This is a genomic window from Amycolatopsis sp. WAC 01376 (assembly GCF_003947415.1).
Lineage (GTDB): Bacteria > Actinomycetota > Actinomycetes > Mycobacteriales > Pseudonocardiaceae > Amycolatopsis.
In genome coordinates, this window is the sequence record NZ_QHKL01000001.1 from 494581 (window position 1) to 513494 (window position 18914).

Genomic DNA, 18914 nt, shown 5'->3' on the forward strand with positions numbered 1-18914 from the left:
GAGTGCCATTGAGGGGCGCTCCTGTGACATCTAAGTCAGTCACCTGCCGTGACAGGGAGAGAGAGCACCCACTTCGTCGTACCAACGTTCACGGGACTCACCTCCTCGACTGTCTGTCACGGCCAAGACAAGACACTACCAGACCGGGTGTCGTGCGCCACCGTCAGGATGCCTTCCGTGGACAGCGGACGCGCGGCGGTGAGGCGTCTACCAGGCTGAGGGATCCCAGGTCAGCACTGCCGCTTTTAGCCTCCGAAGGCGGGCCGAAGGGCTTCGCCCATCCAATGCCCGATGGGTCCGCTCTACGAGAGGACGTGTGATTCCGTGCGCGCCGAACTGATCAGAGCCCTCCCCCTGGTGTTGCGGGGACACGCGGACAGCTTCGGCGAGAAGGTCGCCTTCCAGGACGACAAGCGGGCGGTCACCTACGGCGATCTGGAGGCGCGGACCCGGCGGCTGGCCGGACATCTGGCCTGCCTCGGTGTCCGGCGCGGCGACCGGGTGATGATCTGCCTGCGCAACAGCGTGGAGATGCTCGAGAGCTACCTCGCCATCCTTCGTGCGGGCGCGATCGGGGTACCGGTCAACCCCGCGTCCACCGACCCCGAACTGGACTATCTCCTGCACGACAGCGAGGCGGTCGCCGTCATCACCGACCCCGTGCACGCGGCGGGCTTCCTGCGCTCGCCGTCCCTCGCCCCCGGCGCACGGCTGCTGGTGACCGGGGAGGCACCCGCGCACCCGTCCGTCCACGCCTACCAGGAACTCGCGAAGACCGAGCCCGCGGAACCCGCCCGTGACGATCTCGGCCTGGACGAAGTGGCTTGGCTGTTCTACACCTCCGGGACCACCGGAGAACCGAAGGGAGTGCTGTCCAGCCAACGCAATTGCCTGTACTCGGTGGCGGCGAGCTACGTGCCGATCCCCGGGCTGTCGGCGGACGATCGCGTGCTGTGGCCGCTGCCCTTGTTCCACAGCCTTTCCCATATCGCGTGCGTGCTGGCGGTGACCGTGGTCGGTGCGACCGCCCGGATCATGGACAGCCCCTCCGGGGACGAGTTCCTGGAAGCCGCCTGGGAAACCGAGGCCACCTTCGTGGCGGGGGTGCCGACCACCTATCACTACCTTCTCGAGGCACGGCGGCAGCGCGGGATCACCCTCCCGGCGTTGCGGATCGGGCTGGTCGGGGGCGCGGTCGCCGGTGCCGAACTGTGCCGGTCGTTCCGCGAGGGTTTCGAGGTGCCGCTGGTCGACGCGTACGGCAGTACCGAGACGTGCGGGGCGATCACGATGAACCCGCCGGGAGGAGTGCGCGTCGACGGGTCGTGCGGGCTTCCGGTGCCCGGGGTGGCTGTCCGGATCGTCGACCCGGAGACCGGCCGCGACGTGCCGGACGACGTCGAGGGCGAGGTGTGGGTACGCGGCCCGAACGTGACGTCCGGCTACCACAACAAACCGGAGGTGACCGCGGCCGCGTTCCGAGACGGCTGGTACCGCACGGGTGACCTCGCCAGCCGGGACGCCGCCGGGTACTTCACCATCCGCGGCCGGATCAGCGATCTGATCGTCAGGGGCGGAGAGAACGTCCATCCGGAGGAGATCGAAGCGGTTCTTCGCGGCGCTCCGGGGATCGCCGACGCCGGCGTGGCCGGACGGCCGCACGAGGTGCTCGGCGAGGTGCCCGTCGCCTACGTGGTCGCGGATCCGACGGGTGTCGAGATCGGCGCCGTGCTCGAACGGTGCCGCCGGGAGCTGTCCGCGTTCAAGGTTCCCGAAGAGGTCTACGAGGTGGCCGACGTCCCGCGGACCGCTTCGGGGAAGATCCAGCGCCGCCGGTTGGCCGATCGACCCGCCTCGCTGCGGTACACGGCGAGCGGATCGCACGACGGAGTCCTGCGCCTGGAGTGGGTGCCCGTGCCGGCAACCGGCACCGCCGGCACCGCCGGCCCCGCGCCGTCGACGTGGGCGTTCGTGGGCCCGGCCGCCGCCGGGGGCCCGTTCTCCTCCGGGCACGCCGAGCTGGCCACGGCCGGCGCCGCCGAGATGACGGTGCTGCTCGCGCCCGGCACCGTGGGCACTTGGGATGAGCACCGCGCCGCGACCCGGCGACTGGTCGAAGAGGTGACGGCGTGGGCCGCCAGGGCCGGATCGGGGAAGCTGGTCCTGCTGACGCGGCGGGCGGTGGCGGTGTCGGCGCTGGACGAGCCCGCCGATCCGGCTCAGGCCATGCTGGCGACCGCGATCGACCGAGTGCTGGGGAGCCGGGCGATCCTGGTCGACCTGGACGGCGAAGCGCCGATCGGCGCCGTGCCGTACGCGGCCCTGCGTGACGAACCGCGCTGCGCGCTGCGCTCCGGCGAGCTTCTGGTGGCCCGGCTGACCCGCCAGCCGGTGGCGGACCGTTCGCCGCGGGATGCGTGGCCGGGTTCCGACGGCGTCGTGGTGCTGACGGGTGCCGACACCGTGCGCGGCGCGGCGGTGGCACGGCAGCTGGCCGCTGTGGTCCCGGACGAGCGGCTGCTGCTGCTCTCCGGCGCCACCGAGTGGGAGCCGTCGATCGCGGCAGGCCCGGCCGCCGCGGTGATCCTCGCCGACGGCGACCCGGAGCTGGCCAGGAAGCTGAGCGCCGCCACGGACTCCACCCGGACTTCGTTCCTCGCGATCGTCGACTCGGACGAGGTCACCGAGGCGGCGGACCCCGGCCGGGCGGTCTCGGCGGCCATGGTGACCGCCGTGGTCCACGATCGTCGCCGTCGCGGCCTCGCGGGCTCGGTACTGACCTGGACCGAACCGGCCACGGACACCCCGGGGTCGTCCTGGTTGCGTGACGGGCTGTTCGCGGTCGACACACTCCTTGCCACAACGGACCCGGCGCCGCTGTTCGCCCTGCGTGCGCACCGGCCGGAGCCGGGGACCGCCGTGCCCGCACTCCTGCGTGACCTCTTCCCGGAGCCGCTCGTCCGGGACGGCCTCGGCGACTCGACGGCCGCCATCCGGGAAGAATTGGCCAGCCTGGACCGGCACGCGCAACGCGCGCTGCTCCAGGCCATGGTCCAGGACGAGTCCGCGGCGACGCTCGACCGGTCCGGCGACGTCGGCGTCGGTGTGGACCGGGCGTTCCGGGATCTCGGGTTCAGCTCGGTCGCGCTCGTCGAACTGCGTACGCGGCTGATGGCCCGGACCGGTCTGAAGCTGCCGACCGGAGCGGTGTTCGACCATCCGACGCCGCGGGCGCTGGCCGCGTTCCTGCACGCCGAACTGGTCGGTGACACCGCCGGGGCCCCGGCCGAGACCGCCGTCGACACCTCGCCGGGGACCGGCGAGCCGATCGTGATCGTCGGGATGGCCTGCCGGCTGCCGGGCGGGATCACCGGGCCGGACGAGCTGTGGCGTCTGGTCAGCGAGGGCCGGGAGGCGTCCGGGCCCTTCCCCGCCGACCGAGGCTGGGACCTGGAGCGGCTCTTCGACGCCGACCCCGACCGGCCAGGGACCTCGTATGTCGACCGGGGCGGGTTCCTCGAGGGCGCGGCCGAGTTCGACGCCGGCTTCTTCGGGATCTCCCCACGCGAAGCGGTCGCCATGGACCCACAGCAGCGGGTGCTGCTGGAGACCGCTTGGGAGGCGCTGGAGCACGCCGGCATCGACGCGTCGTCGTTGCGGGACACCGATGCCGGTGTCTTCGCCGGCCTGATGGAGCAGGGCTACGGCACCGGCCCGGTGCCGGAGGAGCTCGAAGCCTTCCAGACGACCGGCACCGCGGGCAGCGTCGCGTCAGGCCGGATCTCCTACCTGCTCGGCTTGCGGGGACCGGCGATCACCGTGGACACGGCCTGCTCGTCCTCACTGGTCGCGCTGCATCTGGCCGCCCACGCGCTGCGTCGCGGCGAGTGCTCGCTGGCCTTGGCCGGTGGGGCCACGGTGATGGCCACCCCGCAGTCCTTCGTCGAGTTCTCCCGGCAGCGTGCACTGGCCGCCGACGGCCGGTGCAAGTCCTATGCCTCGGCCGCCGACGGCACCGCGTGGGCGGAAGGCGCCGGGATGCTGGTGCTGGAACGCCTCGGCGACGCCCGCCGCAACGGGCACCGGATCCTGGCGGTGCTGCGCGGCTCCTCGGTGAACTCCGACGGTGCGTCGAACGGCCTCACCGCACCGAGTGGTGAGGCGCAGCAACGGGTCATCCGGCAGGCACTGGCGTCGGCGGGCCTCGGTCCGGCGGACGTCGACGCGGTGGAGGGGCACGGGACCGGAACCGTGCTGGGCGACCCGATCGAGGCCGAGGCGTTGCTGGCGGGCTACGGCCGGGGCCGGGACGCCGATCAGCCCCTGTGGCTGGGTTCGCTCAAATCGAACGTCGGCCACACCCAGGCCGCGGCGGGCGTCGCCGGTGTCATCAAAATGGTCGAAGCGCTTCGGCACGGTGTACTCCCGGCGACACTCAACGTGGACGAGCCGAGCTCGCGCGTCGACTGGTCGGCCGGTGCGGTCGCGCTGCTGACGGAAAGCAGGCCATGGCCGCGCCGTGATCGTCCGCGCCGGGCGGGCATCTCCAGCTTCGGCCTGAGCGGAACGAACGCCCACGTGATCCTGGAGGAAGCACCCCGGCAGCCTGCCGTCCGGCAGGCCGCGACGGTGCCGTCGCCGTCGATCGTGCCGCTGATCTTGTCGGCCCGCTCGGCGCCGTCGCTCACCCGGCTGGCGGACCGGCTGGTCTCGCTCATCGAGACCGACGGCGAGTCGTCGTGGATCGACGTCGCCGTGGCATTGGCGGCTCGGCGAACGACCATGGACGAACGCGCGGTCGTGCTGGCGGCCTCACGGGAAGAGGCGCTGGCCGGCCTTCGCGCACTGGCCCGTGACGAGGTCAGTCCCCTCGTCGTGCGTGACAGCGCCGCCTCCGGTGCCTCGTCCGGCGTCGTGCTGATCTTTCCCGGCCAGGGCGCGCAGTGGACCGGGATGGGACGCGAGCTGCTCGACACCTCCCCCGCGTTCGCGGAGGTCGTCCAGGACTGCGCCCGGCTGCTGACCGAATGGGCGGACTGGTCGCTGATCGACGTGCTGCGAGGCGAGGCCGACCAGGAACTGAGGGAACGCGTCGACGTCATCCAGGTGGCGAGCTTCGCGACGATGGCCGGGCTGGCCGCGCTGTGGGCGTCGGTGGGAGTCCGGCCCGACGCGGTGGTGGGCCACTCGCAAGGCGAGATCGCCGCGGCCTATGTCGCCGGGGCGCTCTCCCTGCGCGACGCGATGCGGGTCGTCGTGGTCCGGAGCCAGATGATCGCGGAGACCCTGTCCGGCCGGGGAGGCATGGCATCGGTACGTCTCGACGCCGCCGAGGCGACCGCTCGGCTGGCGAAATGGGGCGGCCGGGTACAGGTCGCCGCGGTGAACGGTCCGTCCTCGGTGGTGCTCTCCGGTGCCCCGGAGGCGCTGACCGAGGTGCTGCGCGAGCTGGCCGAGTCCGGTGTCGACGTACGGCGGGTGGCGGTCGACTACGCGTCGCACAGCGACCAGGTCGAGGCCGTCCGGGAGCGGCTGGCGGTGGCGCTGGCCGATTTGTCACCGGCCGAGCCGTCGGTGGCCTTCCACTCGACCGTGACCGGGGCCCGGGCAGACGGCGCGCTGGACGGCGACTACTGGTACCGCAACCTTCGGCAACAGGTCCGTTTCGGGCCGACGATCGATCGCCTGCTGGAGCAGGGTTTCGGCGCTTTCATCGAGGTCAGTCCGCACCCGGTACTCGTTCAGCCGGTCACCGAGGCCGTGCACGAAGCGCGTTCGGAAGCGGTCGTCGCCGGTTCGTTGCGCCGGGACGACGGCGGGCTCGGACGCTTGGCGCGATCGATGGCAGAGCTGTTCGTCCGCGGCCTCCCGGTGGACTGGCGCGGCTTACTCGCCGCCGAAGACGTCCGGGCCGTGTGGATCGACCTGCCGACCTATCCGTTCGAGCGGCAGCGTTTCTGGCGACGGCCGGTGTCGACCGCCGACGCGCCGGGCATGGGTTTGGACGACGCCGGGCATCCGCTGCTCGGCGCGCTCGTCCGGCTGCCCGATTCCGGTGGCCTGATCGCGACCGGGCGATGGTCCGCGTCGACCCTGCCGTGGTCGGCGGGCGACGAGGTACCCGAGGCGGCCCTCGTCGAGCTGGCGCTGTGGGCGGGCGACCTGGCCGGCGCCCCGGTCGTCGAGGAATTGACCGTCGACCGCGCCGTCGTGCTGCCACCCCACGGCGGCCTGAACGTACGGATCGTCGTGGGGCGGCCGGACGCCGCCCACCGGCGGTCGCTGACGGTCCACTCCGGTCCGTCCGGAGCGAGCGCCCCCGAAGAGTGGACTCCGCACGCCACCGCCACCGTGGCACCGGCGGCCCGATCCGCCGCCGAGGCCACCGGTACCCCCGCGGTCGAGGTCGCTCTCGACGACGCCGAGCGGCCGGACGCGCACCGCTACGGAATCCACCCGGCACTGCTCGACGCGGCCGTCCGGACCGTGCTCGCGGCCGGTCAGCGGCCGAAGACCTGGCGAGGCGTCCGGCTGCTGGCCTCCGGGGCCGACACCGTCGGCGTCCGGTCCACGCCCGCCGAGGACGGGACGGCCTTCCGCGTCGAACTGGCCGATCCGGCCGGGCGGCCGGTGCTGGCGGTGGCGGAACTGGTCGCCGGACAGTCCGCGTCCACCGCGGCCCTGTTCCGCCTGGACTGGGTCGACCACCCGACGCCACAGGCCACCTCGGCGCCCGGCCTCGCCGACGCGACGCTGCTGATCCACGAGGCCGACGTCTCGGACGACGATCCGCGCGCCGCGGTCGTCGAGGTGCTCGAACTGATCCAGGCGTTCCTCACCCGGCCGGACGAGGACGACGCCCGGCTGGTGATCGTCACTCCCGACCAGGACGGGATCGCCACCAGCGCCGTCCGGGGACTGGTCCGGTCCGCCCAGTCCGAGCACCCCGGCAAGCTCGTGCTGGTGGCCGCCGGCCACGCGGACCGGGCGACCGACTCGGTCATCGCGGCCGTGCGCAGCGGTGAACCGCAGCTGAGGCTTCGGGACGGCCGGATCCGAGTGCCCCGGCTGGCGCGGCAGGCGGCGGCCGAGCCCTCACCCGCGTCCCGGCCGCTCGATCCCGACGGCACCGTACTGATCACCGGTGGTACCGGAACGCTCGCGGCGGTGACCGCGCGGCACCTCGTCGCCGAGCACGGTGTCCGCCGGCTGATCCTGGCAAGCCGCCGCGGCCCCGCCGCCGACGGCGACGAGGCGCTGCACGACGAACTGGCCGGGCTCGGCGCGACCGTCCGGCTGGTGGCCGCCGATGTGGCGGATCGCGAGCAGGTGGCGGCGCTGCTGGCCACGGTCGGCGAGGAGCATCCGCTGACCGCGGTCGTGCACACCGCCGGAGTGCTGGACGACGCGGTGATCACCGAGCTCGACCCGCGTCGCGTCGACACCGTGTTCGGGGCGAAGGTGGACGCGGCCCGCCACCTGGACGACCTCACCCGCGACCTCGATCTCGCCGCCTTCGTGCTCTACTCCTCGGCCGCGGGTGTGCTCGGCAACCCGGGGCAGGGGAACTACGCCGCCGCCAACGCGGCACTGGACGCCGTGGCGCGGGAACGCCGGAACGCCGGCCTGCCCGCGGTCTCGATCGCCTGGGGTTACTGGGACCGGGCCAGTGGCCTGACCGGCCACCTCGGCGACGCCGACCACCGGCGGAACCGGGACATCGGCATGATCGGCCTGTCCGACCGCGACGGGATGAGGTTGCTCGACCAGTGCCTGCCGGCGGGCGACGGCGGCGCGGCCGTGGTCGCGGCCGGTTTCGACCTGGCCGCGCTCCAGGCGGCCGATGACCCGCGGATGCCGTCCGTGCTGCGCGGCCTGGTACCGGCGGGACGGCCGGTCGACCGGGGCGGTGCGACCGTGCGGCCCGCTCCGGCGGCGCAGGCCTCCCCGGCAGGCCGGATCGGCGAGCTGCCCGCCGCCGAGCAGCTCGACGCACTGGTCGACCTGATCCGCCGTCAGAGCGCCCTCGTCCTCGGCCATCCGAGCACCGACGCGATCCGGCTCGACCGCACGTTCAAGGATTCGGGCTTCGACTCGCTCACCGCGCTCGAACTGCGCAACCGGCTCGCCACCGCGACCGGGCTGGCCCTGTCCCCCGCGATGATCTTCGACTATCCGCGGCCGCGGTCGCTGGCGGCCCATCTGCAGGCCAAGCTCCTCGACAACGCGCAGACCGGACCGGCCACCGCGGAGCCGAGGGCGACGACCGAGGAGCCGATCGCCATCGTCGCGATGGCCTGCCGGTTCCCCGGCGGCGTGCGCAGCCCCGAGGACCTGTGGCGAATCCTCGCCGCGGAGACCGACGCGGTCACCGAATTCCCCACCGACCGCGGCTGGGACACCGACCGGCTTTTCGATCCCGACCCGGACCACCTCGGCACCACCTACGTCCGCCACGGCGCCTTCCTCGACGACCCGGGCGCGTTCGACGCCGGTTTCTTCGGCATCTCGCCGCAAGAGGCGCTGGCGATGGACCCCCAGCAGCGACTGGTCATGGAGACCTCGTGGGAGCTGCTCGAACGCGCGGGTATCGACCCGCACAGCCTGTACGCCCAGGATGTGGGTGTCTTCGTCGGAGTGAACAGTCACGACTGGACCGTGCGCACGCATCACGCGGCCGGCGTCGAGGGTTTCCGGCTGACCGGCGGCTCGGGCAGTGTCCTCTCCGGGCGGGTGGCCTACCACCTCGGCCTGGAAGGCCCGGCGATGACCGTGGACACCGCTTGCTCTTCGTCGCTGGTGACTTTGCACCTTGCCGTGCAGGCCATCCGGAACGGCGAGTGCTCGATGGCGCTGGCCGGCGGCGTGATGGTGATGGGCACCGTGGAGACCTTCGTCGAATTCTCGCGGCAGCGTGGGCTCGCGCCCGACGGCCGCTGCAAGGCGTTCGCCGACGCGGCCGACGGTACCGGGTGGTCGGAGGGAGTCGGATTCCTTCTCGTCGAGCCGCTGTCCCAGGCCCGCGCGCGGGGCCATCGGGTGCTGGCGCTGGTCCGCGGGACGGCGGTGAACTCCGACGGTGCCTCCAACGGCCTCACCGCGCCGAACGGCCCGTCGCAACAGCGCGTGATCCGCAAGGCGCTCGCCGCGGCCGGACTGCGGGGCGACGAGGTCGACTCCGTCGAGGGGCACGGCACCGGGACCACGCTCGGCGACCCGATCGAGGCGCAGGCGCTGCTGGAAACCTACGGCAGGGACCGGCCTGCCGACCGTCCGCTCTGGCTGGGGTCGGTGAAGTCGAACATCGGCCACACCCAGGCCGCGGCCGGCGTCGCGGGCGTGATCAAGATGGTGCTGGCGATGCGGCACGGCGTCCTGCCGAGGACACTGCACGTCGACCGGCCGTCGACCCACGTCGACTGGTCGGCGGGCGAGGTGCGGCTGCTCACCGAACGCCGCGACTGGCCTCGTACCGGACGGCCGCGCCGGGCAGGCGTGTCGTCGTTCGGCATCGGCGGGACCAACGCGCACGTCATCCTGGAGGAGGCGGGCGACGACGACGCCGGTGAGGTGACCGAGGACGTCGCCCACGATCGGCCTTCGGCAGACCTCCGCGTGCCGGTTCCGGTCTCCGGCCGCACCCCCGCCGCGTTGCGGGCACAGGCCGGCGGCCTGGCGGACTTCATGGCGGCGCGGCCGGAGCTGGAGCCCGCCGACCTCGCGCTCGCGCTGGCCACCGGCCGGGCGCAGCTCGACCGCCGGGCCGTCCTGGTGGTCCGGGACCGGGAGGAGCTGGCCGCCGGGCTGCGCGGGCTGGCCGAAGGTTCCGCTCCGGCCATCGGCGGCGCCCCGGCCGACGGCAAGCTGGCCGTCCTGTTCACCGGGCAGGGCAGTCAGTGGCCCGGCATGGGCCGGGACCTCGCGGCCTGCTTCCCGGTCTTCGCCGAGGCGTTCACCGACGCCTGCCTTGCCGTCGAGAAGCATTGGACCGGGCACACCACGGCGCCGCTGTCCGACGTCGTCTTCGACGCCCTCGACGCCGAGGCCGGTCGGCTGATCGATCAGACGATCTACACCCAGGCCGGCCTGTTCGCACTCGAAACCGCGCTGTACCGGCTCTACGAGTCGTGGGGGGTGCGCCCGGACCTGGTGGCGGGCCATTCCATCGGGGAGATCACCGCCGCGCATGTCAGCGGGGTGCTCGAGCTGGCGGACGCGGGACGGCTGGTCGCCGCGCGGGCCCGGTTGATGCAGGCGCTGCCACCGGGCGGAGCGATGGTCGCCGTCCAGGCGACCGAGGCCGAGGTGACCCCGGAACTGCTGGAGGCGCCCGGCGTCATCGACATCGCGGCGGTCAACAGCGCCCAGTCACTGGTGTTGTCCGGTGACGAGGTGGCCGTGCTGTGGGTGGCGAGCGATCTCGCCAAGTTCGGCCACAAGACCCGGCGGCTGCCGGTGAGTCATGCCTTCCATTCGCGGTTGATGCGGCCCATGCTCGCCGAGTTCCGGAAGGTCGCCGAAGCGCTGACCTACCGGGAGAGCCGGCTGCCCGTCGTTTCCACGGTCACCGGCAGGCTGGACGCCGGACAGCGCTTCGCCACGCCCGACTACTGGGTCGAGCAGGTCCGGGCCACGGTCCGGTTCGGGGACGCGGTCACCTCGCTGCGCGATCAGGGCGTGACGACGTTCCTGGAGCTCGGACCCGGGGGCGTGCTCACCACGATGGCGTCCGAGAGCGTCGACACTTCGGCGGTGTCCTGCGTCGCGACGCTGCGCGGGGACGGCGCGGAGGTCGCCGACACGGTCGCGGCCCTCGGCGAACTGCACGTCCGCGGGGTGGCCCTCGACTGGCCCGAGATCGTCGGCCGTCCGGCCGGCTCCGCCACGGTCCTGGCCACCGAGCTGCCGACCTACGCGTTCCAGCGGCGGCGGTACTGGCTCGACGAAGCGCCACTCGGCGACGCGGTCCCCGCGGCCGCGGCCGGGCAGGAGGACGCGCGAGGCAGCGTCGCCGACCGGTTGACGACCCGTGACCAGGGCGAACGCGAGCGGATCGCGCTCGAGGTGATCCGGGAGTCGGTGGCGGTCGTGCTGGGCTACCAGCAGGCCGATCTCGACACGATGGACGACGACCAGTCGTTCAAGAGCCTGGGTTTCGATTCGCTGGGCGGCGTGCGGCTGCGTAACCGGCTGCGGGATCTCACGGGCGTCGACCTGCCCGTGACGGCGGTCTTCGACTTCCCGACCCCGAAGGTCCTCGCGGCGCGTCTCGGCGGTGAGGCGGCGGGTGAGGTCGCCGAGGTGCCCGATCGCGCTCCGGCGCCGGTGGCCGCCTCCGACGAGCCCATCGCGATCATCGGCATGGGCGTGCGGCTGCCAGGCGGTGTGGAGACTCCGGACGACCTGTGGCGGCTGGTCATCGAGCGACGCGACGCGATCTCCGGCTTCCCCGTCGACCGCGGCTGGGACACCGACGGGCTCTACCATCCGGATCCCGCGCACGTCGGGACCACCTACACCCGGTCGGGTGGCTTCCTCGGCGACGCCGCCCAGTTCGACCCCGGGCTGTTCGGGATCTCCCCGCGTGAAGCGCTGGCGATGGACCCGCAGCAACGGCTGCTGCTGGAAGCGTCCTGGGAGGCCTTGGAACGGGCGGGCATCGACCCGCTGTCCGCCCGTGGCGAAGAGGTCGGCGTGTTCACCGGGATCGTGCACCACGACTACGCGACCCGGCTGAACCGGATTCCCGAGGAGGTCCGGGGATACGTCATGACCGGCACGTCGCCGAGCGTCGCCTCGGGCCGCATCTCGTACGTCTTCGGCTTCGAGGGGCCGGCGGTGACCCTGGACACCGCATGCTCGTCCTCGCTGGTCGCGATGCACCAGGCCGCGCAGGCCCTTCGGCGCGGCGAGTGCACGATGGCGCTGGCAGGCGGGGCCACGGTGATGGCCAGCCCGGAGGCGTTCGTCGAGTTCTCCAGCCAGCGCGGCCTCTCGGCCGACGGCCGGTGCAAGTCGTTCTCGTCCACCGCGGACGGCACCGGCTGGTCGGAGGGCGTCGGCGTCGTGCTCCTGGAGCGGCTCTCGGTCGCCCGGCAGCGTGGCCACCGGGTGCTGGCCACGATTCGCGGATCGGCGATCAACTCCGACGGTGTTTCGAACGGACTGACCGCGCCGAACGGGAAGGCGCAGCAACGGGTCATCCGGCGGGCGCTCGCGTCGGCGGGACTGGAGCCCGCCGACATCGACGCGGTGGAGGCCCACGGAACCGGCACGGTATTGGGCGACCCGATCGAGGCGGGGGCCTTGCTCGCCACGTACGGGGAAGCCAGGGACGCGCGGCGGCCGCTGTGGCTCGGGTCCTTGAAATCGAACATCGGGCACACGCAGGCGGCCGCCGGCGTGGCAGGTGTGATCAAGATGGTCGAAGCGCTGCGGCACGGTGTGCTGCCGCCGACCATCAACGTCGAGGAACCGACCGAACAGGTCGACTGGTCTTCCGGCACCCTCGCGTTGCTGACCGAGCAGCGGGAGTGGCCGCGGACCGGCAGGCCCCGGCGGGCCGGCGTCTCCGCGTTCGGCGCCAGCGGGACCAACGCGCACGTGATCCTCGAGCAGGCCCCGGCCGACGAGGCCACGACCGCACCGCCCGAGGATCCGGACCGGGTGAAGGGACTCGTGACGGACGTCGTGCCGCTGGTGGTGTCCGCCAAGAGCGTCCGGTCACTCGGCGCGCAGGCCACCCGTCTGCGGACGGCTTTGGACGATCCCGCCGAGACCGGCGGACCGGTGCTGCCGTCGATGGCCGACGCCTTGGTGCGCGGCCGGGCGACGCTGCCGGAGCGAGCGGTCGTGCTGGCGAGCTCACGAGACGAGGCGCTGACCGGTCTCGCCGCGCTCGCCCGCGGCGAGGCGGCACCCAACCTGACCACGGGCAGCGTGGCAGGCTCCGGCGCACCAGGCAGGCTGGTCCTCGTCTTTCCCGGCCAGGGTTCGCAATGGGCGGGGATGGGCCGGACGCTGCTGGACGGTTCCGCGGTCTTCCGTGCGCGGATCGACGAGTGCGCGCGGGCGTTGGAACCCTGGGTCGACTGGTCGCTGACCGCTGTCCTGCGCGGCGAGGTGGACGAAAAGACCCTCGATCGCGTGGACGTCGTCCAGCCGGCGAGTTTCGCGATGATGGTCGGCCTGGCCGCGCTCTGGGAATCGATGGGCGTACGGCCCGACGCGGTGGTCGGCCATTCCCAGGGGGAGATCGCGGCGGCGTGCGTCGCAGGCGCTCTGTCGCTGGCCGACGCGGCCCGCGTCGTCGCGGTGCGCAGCCAGGCGATCGCGACCACCCTGTCCGGCCGGGGCGGCATGGCGTCGGTGCTGCTCGGCGCGGACGAGGCGAACGAACGGCTGGCCGCCTGGTCCGGGCGGCTCGAGGTGGCCGTGGTGAACAGCCCGTCCTCGGTCGTCATCGCCGGTGACGAGGAGGCGCTGGCCGAGGCTTTGGAGGTCTTGACGCGCGAAGGCGTGCGGACCCGCACGGTGCCGGTGGACTACGCCTCGCACACCCGGCACGTCGAGCGCATCGAGGACGTTCTGGCGACGGCGTTGAGCGGGATCCGCACCCGGCCTCCGCACCTTCCGTTCTACTCGACGGTGACCGGTGGCTGGGTCGGCGACGGCGATTCGCTCGGCGCGGACTACTGGTACCAGAACCTGCGGCGCCCGGTCGGGTTCGGCCCGGCCGTCGCCAGCCTGCTGGCACAGGGCTTCGGAGTGTTCCTGGAAGTCAGCGCGCATCCGGTACTGGCGCAACCGATGACCGACGTCATCGACGATCCGGGAAAGGACGACCGATCCCGCGGCGCCGGACGGCCGATCGTCTCCGGCACGCTGCGCCGGGACGCCGACGGTCCGGCCTCTTTCCTCGCCTCGGCCGCGCGGCTCTTCGTCGGCGGGGTGCCGCTCGACTGGAGCTCGGCACTGCCGGCGCGACGGCTCCCGCACCCGGCCGAGCTACCCACCTACGCCTTCGACCGCAAGCACTTCTGGCTGACCGACGCGGCTCCGGAGAACGACGGACCGGCGGGCCCGGCGGTGGATGCCGGCTTCTGGACCGCGGTCGAGGACGCCGATCCCGCGGCGCTGGCCGCCATGCTCGAGCTGTCCGCCGACCAGAGTGCGGCCATGGACGCGGTGCTGCCCGCCATCGCCGGCTGGCGAAGGGCCCGCGAAACCTGGTCTGTCTCGGAAAGCCTCCGGTACGCGATCGGCTGGGTCCCACCCCAGCGCGAGGCCCTCGGTGTGCCCGCCGGTCGCTGGCTCGTCCTCACCCCCGCGGCCGGGGACGCTTCGCTGCTCGACCAGCTGCGGGCCAACGGCCTCGACGTGCTGCCCCGCGCGGTGGAAACCGGCCTGCCCGGTGCCGAACTCACCCGACGGCTCGGTGAAGTCCTTGCCGGCAACGAGGTAGCCGGGATCCTGTCCCTGCTCGCCCTCCCGGATCCGGCCGAGAGCGACCGGCCGGACCCGATGGCACTCACCACCTCCACCCTGACCCTGATCCAGGCGCTCGCCGCGGCCGGTGCCACGGCACCGCTGTGGTGCCTGACCCAGGGCGCGGTCAGCGTCGACGTCCGCGACGCGGGCGCCGGGGCCGCGCAGGTGGCCCAGGCGGCGGTTTGGGGCCTCGGCCGGGCGGTCGCACTCGAACGCCTGGACCGCTGGGGCGGCTTGATCGATCTTCCCGCCGAACCGGACGGCCGGGCGGTCCGGCATCTGCTCGGTGTGCTGACCGGGGCGTCCGGTGAGGACCAAGTGGCGATTCGACGGTCCGGCGTCCACGTCCGGCGCCTGCGGCGGGCCACCGGTCCGGCCGAGAACGGGAGTGAACGGCGCTTGCGGCCGCGGGGGACGATCCTGGTCACCGGCGGCGCGGAGGGCCTCGGACGGTACGTCTCGTTGTGGCTGGCGCAGGCAGGCGCCGCGCGGTTGGTGGTCACGACCAGCGCGAACGAACCCGGCGAAAGTGTCGGGTCACTTCGCGACGAGCTGGCGAAGCTGGACACCGGTACCGTCGTCGAGTCGTGCGCGGACACCGACCGGGACGCGCTCGCCGAGCTCGTCCACGCGCCGGGCCCGCCGTTGACCGCGGTCGTCCACGCCGCCGACATGTCCTTGACCAGCCCGATCGACGAGACCACCGACGCCGAGGTCGCCGAGGTGTTCCTGGCCAAGGTCGACACCGCGGTCCGGCTGAGCGAACTGACGGCGGAATTCCCGCTCGACGCGTTCGTCGTGTTCTCCTCGATCGCCGGCATCTGGGGCGGTGGCGGTCAAGCGGCCGCCGGCGCCGCGAACGCGGTCCTCGACGCGCTGGTGCGGCGTCTCCGGGCGGACGGCGTTCCGGCGCAGGCGATCGCCTGGGGTGCGCTGACCGCGGCAGGCGGAGGGATGGACGAGGAGACACTGGCCCAGCTCCGGCGGCGCGGCGTCATCCCGATGACACCCGACACGGCGATGGCCGCACTGGACCGGGCGATCCAGGCGGCGACGGAATCGGTGGTCGTCGCCGACATGGACTGGCGCGCCTTCATCGTGCCGTTCACGTCGGCCCGCACCAGCCCGCTCTTCGACGACCTGCCGGAGGCCGCGGCGGCGATCGAGGCGGCGCAGCCCTCCGACGACTCGACGGAAAGCGCGTCGTCGCTGGTGACTTCGCTGCGCGCGGCGGGGGAGGCCGAACAGGATCGGATCCTGCTCCAGTTGGTGCGGAGCCAGGCGTCCACGGTCCTCGGGCACAGTGGTGCCGACGGGGTCGGTCCGGCACAGGCGTTCCAGGAAGCGGGTTTCGACTCGCTGGCGGCCGTCAACTTCCGCAACAGCCTGATCGCCGCCACCGGGCTGAGGTTGCCCGCCACCCTGATCTTCGACTGCCCGACGCCACGGGCGGTGGTCGAATACCTGCGCTCGGAACTGCTCGGAGCCGAGGACGAAGTGGATTCCCGGGAGGAGGACGTACGGCGGATCCTTGCCTCCGTGCCGTTCGAGCGGTTCAAGGAGGCCGGCGTCCTCGATGCGTTGCTCGGCCTTGCCGACACAGCGACGAACGGGGCCGAGGACGTCGAATCGACGGAGGCGGCCGACGACGAGCTGATCGAGGCCATGGACGTCGACAGCTTGATCGAGCGGGCACTCGGCTCCGGCGGCTGATCGCCGAGCGTCGGGTTTCGGTACCGCCGCGAACCCGACTGCGGCGGGCTACTGGACTGACGGTGGGGTGAAGGCTCCCTTCGCCGCGTCTGATGCGACGAAGGGAGCCCTCGCCCCCGGCACCTTTGCCTTACCTCTCACTAACCCGAAGCCAAGTACATGAAGGCCCCCTTCCTTGCGCCTAGCGCAAGGAAGGGGGCCTTCATGTACTTCACGACCGGCCGCCGAGGTCACCGTCGTCCCACGGTCACCAGGGACCACATCCTGAAAGTAGCGAAAGCCTCCTTCCCTACCGTCAGAGTAGGGAAGGAGGCTTTCGCTACCAGGAGAACCGCCCGGAAGTGTCCTTTGTGGACACTCAAGGCGCGGCCTTCACGGGGTCTGCTCGATGGAGGCGAGGCACGCCTGCCGTGTGTCGGGGCCGGCGACCACGCGCCAGCCCTTGGGCACCTCGGCGAAGCCGGGCCAGAGCGAGGACTGGCCCTCGTCGTTACGGAGCACGAAATAGTCGCCGGACTCCACCTCGAACGGGTTGGCCATGAGGATCTCCTTCGCAGTCAAGTGGCGTGCCGGCTCCGGGGCGTCAGAACCGGCGGACCTCGATGGGCAGCCGGTTGACGCCGATCATCGCCCACGGGTTGCGCAGGTTGACCGGGACGTCGTCGCGTACGCGGATGTCCTTGTACCGCTCCATCAGGATGCGCATGGCGATCTTCACCTCGAGCCGTGCCAGCGGCGCGCCGAGGCAGAAGTGGATGCCCTTGCCGAACGTCAGGTGGGGATTGGGGTCCCGGTTGATGTCGAACCGGTCCGGGTCGGCGAAGACGCGGTCGTCGCGGTTCGCGGTGGTCAGCCACACCAGCACGAACGCGTCGGCCGGGATCTTCTGGCCGCCGATCTCGGTGTCCTTCGTGACCTGCCGCCCGAGCCGGGGGAACGGCGGCCGGTAGCGCATCGACTCCTCGATCGCGGCCGGGATCAGCGCCGGGTCGGCCCGCAACTGGTCCCACGCCTCGGGGTTCTCGTGCAGCGCGAGAATCGTGTTGCCGATGGTGGAGGTCGCGGTGACGTGGCCTGCCAGCAGCAGCAGGCCGAGGAAACCGACGGTCTCCTCGTCGTCCAGCCGCGAACCGTCGACTTCGACGGCCAGAAGCTTGCTGGTCAGGTCGTCGCCCGGGTTCTTGCGACGGTCTCGGACGAACTCCAGCAGGTGCAGGTTCAGCTCACGCAGCAGCGGCGCGACGTTGTTGACCGCGCTTTCCCCCAGTTCGTCCAGCGACGCCTCCGGGTCGACGTTGTGCACCTCGAAGAAGGTGTCGGACAGCCGCCGGACGAATGCCCGGTCGGTGACCGGGATGCCGAGCATCTCGGCGATGACGATGAACGGCAACGGGTAGCCCAGCTCTTCGATGAGGTCCCACTGGTCGCCACGGGCGTCCGCGTCGTCGAGCAACTGCGTGGTCACCTCGGCGATCCGCGGCTCCAGATCGGCGATCATCTTCGGGGTGAACGCCTGGCTGACCATGCCGCGCAGCCGCCGGTGCGCCGGATCGTCCGCCCGGACGAAATTGCCCTTCTTGAACAGGTCGAAGTCCTCCTGTTTGGGCGCCAGCGGAGCGACATCGGAGGAGAACGTCACCGGGTCGGTCAGCACCTGATAGGTGTCGTGATACCCGAGCACGTGCCATGCCTGGATCTTCTCGTCGAAATGCACGTCTCCACGCCCGCGCAGCTCGTCGAGATAGGCGAGAAAGTTGGCCAGTGTCCGTTCGGACTGTTTTACGCTCATGAACTCACTTCTCTCGTACGGCCCGATTCCGCGCTACCCGTCAGTCACGGTAGTTCCGAGCCGAACCGGACGGACATCCCTCACATTGCTAGTTGTCACCGCGCGGGAATGCGCGACCCAAGCGCGGGGAACGACGGCGAATTCCCGGAATCGCTGTCAGCTTGAGGGATAGTGGCGCCGTCGCCGGACTTCGTACGGTGAGGCCAATCGACAAAAGGAGCCAGGCGAATATGGGTGGCAGCCAGGTAGAGAGCTACGACACGCACTACACCGGGGTACCGCTCTGGGACATCGGCCGTCCGCAGCTGGCCATGCGCGAGCTCGCCGAGGCAGGTGCCTTCCGCGGCCGGGCACTCGACATCGGCTGCGGCACCGGCGAGGTCGCGCTCATGGCAGCGGCGCTCGGTCTCCCGGCGGTAGGCATCGACTCGGCGCCGACAGCGATCGAGACCGCGCGGCGCAAAGCACGCGAACGCGGCCTGGAAGTGCGTTTCCAGGTCGGGAACGCGCTCGAGATCGGCGACCTCGACGAGCAGTTCGACACCGTGCTCGACAGCGCGCTCTTCCACGCGTTCAGCGGTCCGGAGCGGATCCGGTACGCCGCCGGCCTGGCCACGGTCATGCCGCCGGGCGCACGTTTGTTCCTGCTCTGCCTCAGCGACCGCCACCAAGCCGGTAGCGGACCGCGACGGGAGGCGCAGGGCGGGATCCGCGCTCTGCGGGTGAATCAGGACGACATCCGAGCCACCTTCGCCGACGGCTGGCGGGTCGACTCGATCGAATCCACGACTTTGGAGAACACCAGGGACGCGGCCGGGGCGCCCGCCTGGCTGGCCACGATCACCCGCACCTGAACACTTTTCCGAGGCGAATACTCCCCGAAAGCCGTCCCCTTGACTTCGAGTTCCCGAAATGGGGCGAC

At 72.0% G+C, this 18914-nt stretch carries 4 protein-coding genes; 2 read left to right on the forward strand and 2 right to left on the reverse strand.

What is annotated here, in order from left to right; genetic code table 11:
- Positions 1 to 324 precede the first annotated feature (324 nt).
- The gene (locus tag DMH03_RS02470) at positions 325 to 16203 is read left to right on the forward strand and encodes a type I polyketide synthase (protein WP_233611245.1); all 15879 of its coding nucleotides are present in this window, start codon (positions 325 to 327) and stop codon (positions 16201 to 16203) included.
- A 372-nt stretch (positions 16204 to 16575) separates the two neighbouring features.
- Here the strand turns inward: DMH03_RS02470 and DMH03_RS02475 are convergent, their stop codons facing one another.
- Together DMH03_RS02475 and DMH03_RS02480 are read right to left on the reverse strand one after the other, a co-directional pair.
- A complete protein-coding gene (locus tag DMH03_RS02475; protein ID WP_125790376.1) occupies positions 16576 to 16743 on the reverse strand; it encodes an MbtH family protein in 168 nt (55 codons plus the stop codon).
- 43 nt (positions 16744 to 16786) lie between these two features.
- Positions 16787 to 17992 carry a cytochrome P450 gene (locus tag DMH03_RS02480; protein ID WP_125790377.1) on the reverse strand — a complete coding sequence of 402 codons (1206 nt, stop codon included), beginning with the start codon at positions 17990 to 17992 and terminating at the stop codon, positions 16787 to 16789.
- Between the two features lie 230 nt (positions 17993 to 18222).
- On the opposite strand from DMH03_RS02480, the gene DMH03_RS02485 reads away from it, so the two are divergent.
- The gene (locus DMH03_RS02485; RefSeq protein WP_125790378.1) at positions 18223 to 18846 is read left to right on the forward strand and encodes a class I SAM-dependent methyltransferase; all 624 of its coding nucleotides are present in this window, start codon (positions 18223 to 18225) and stop codon (positions 18844 to 18846) included.
- Positions 18847 to 18914 lie beyond the last annotated feature (68 nt).

Coding starts and splice junctions, on each gene's coding strand:
- DMH03_RS02480 (WP_125790377.1), bottom strand. CDS start 17,992: ATGAGCGTAAAACAGTCCGAACGGACACTGGCCAACTTTCTCGCCTAT.
- DMH03_RS02475 (WP_125790376.1), bottom strand. CDS start 16,743: ATGGCCAACCCGTTCGAGGTGGAGTCCGGCGACTATTTCGTGCTCCGT.
- DMH03_RS02485 (WP_125790378.1), top strand. CDS start 18,223: ATGGGTGGCAGCCAGGTAGAGAGCTACGACACGCACTACACCGGGGTA.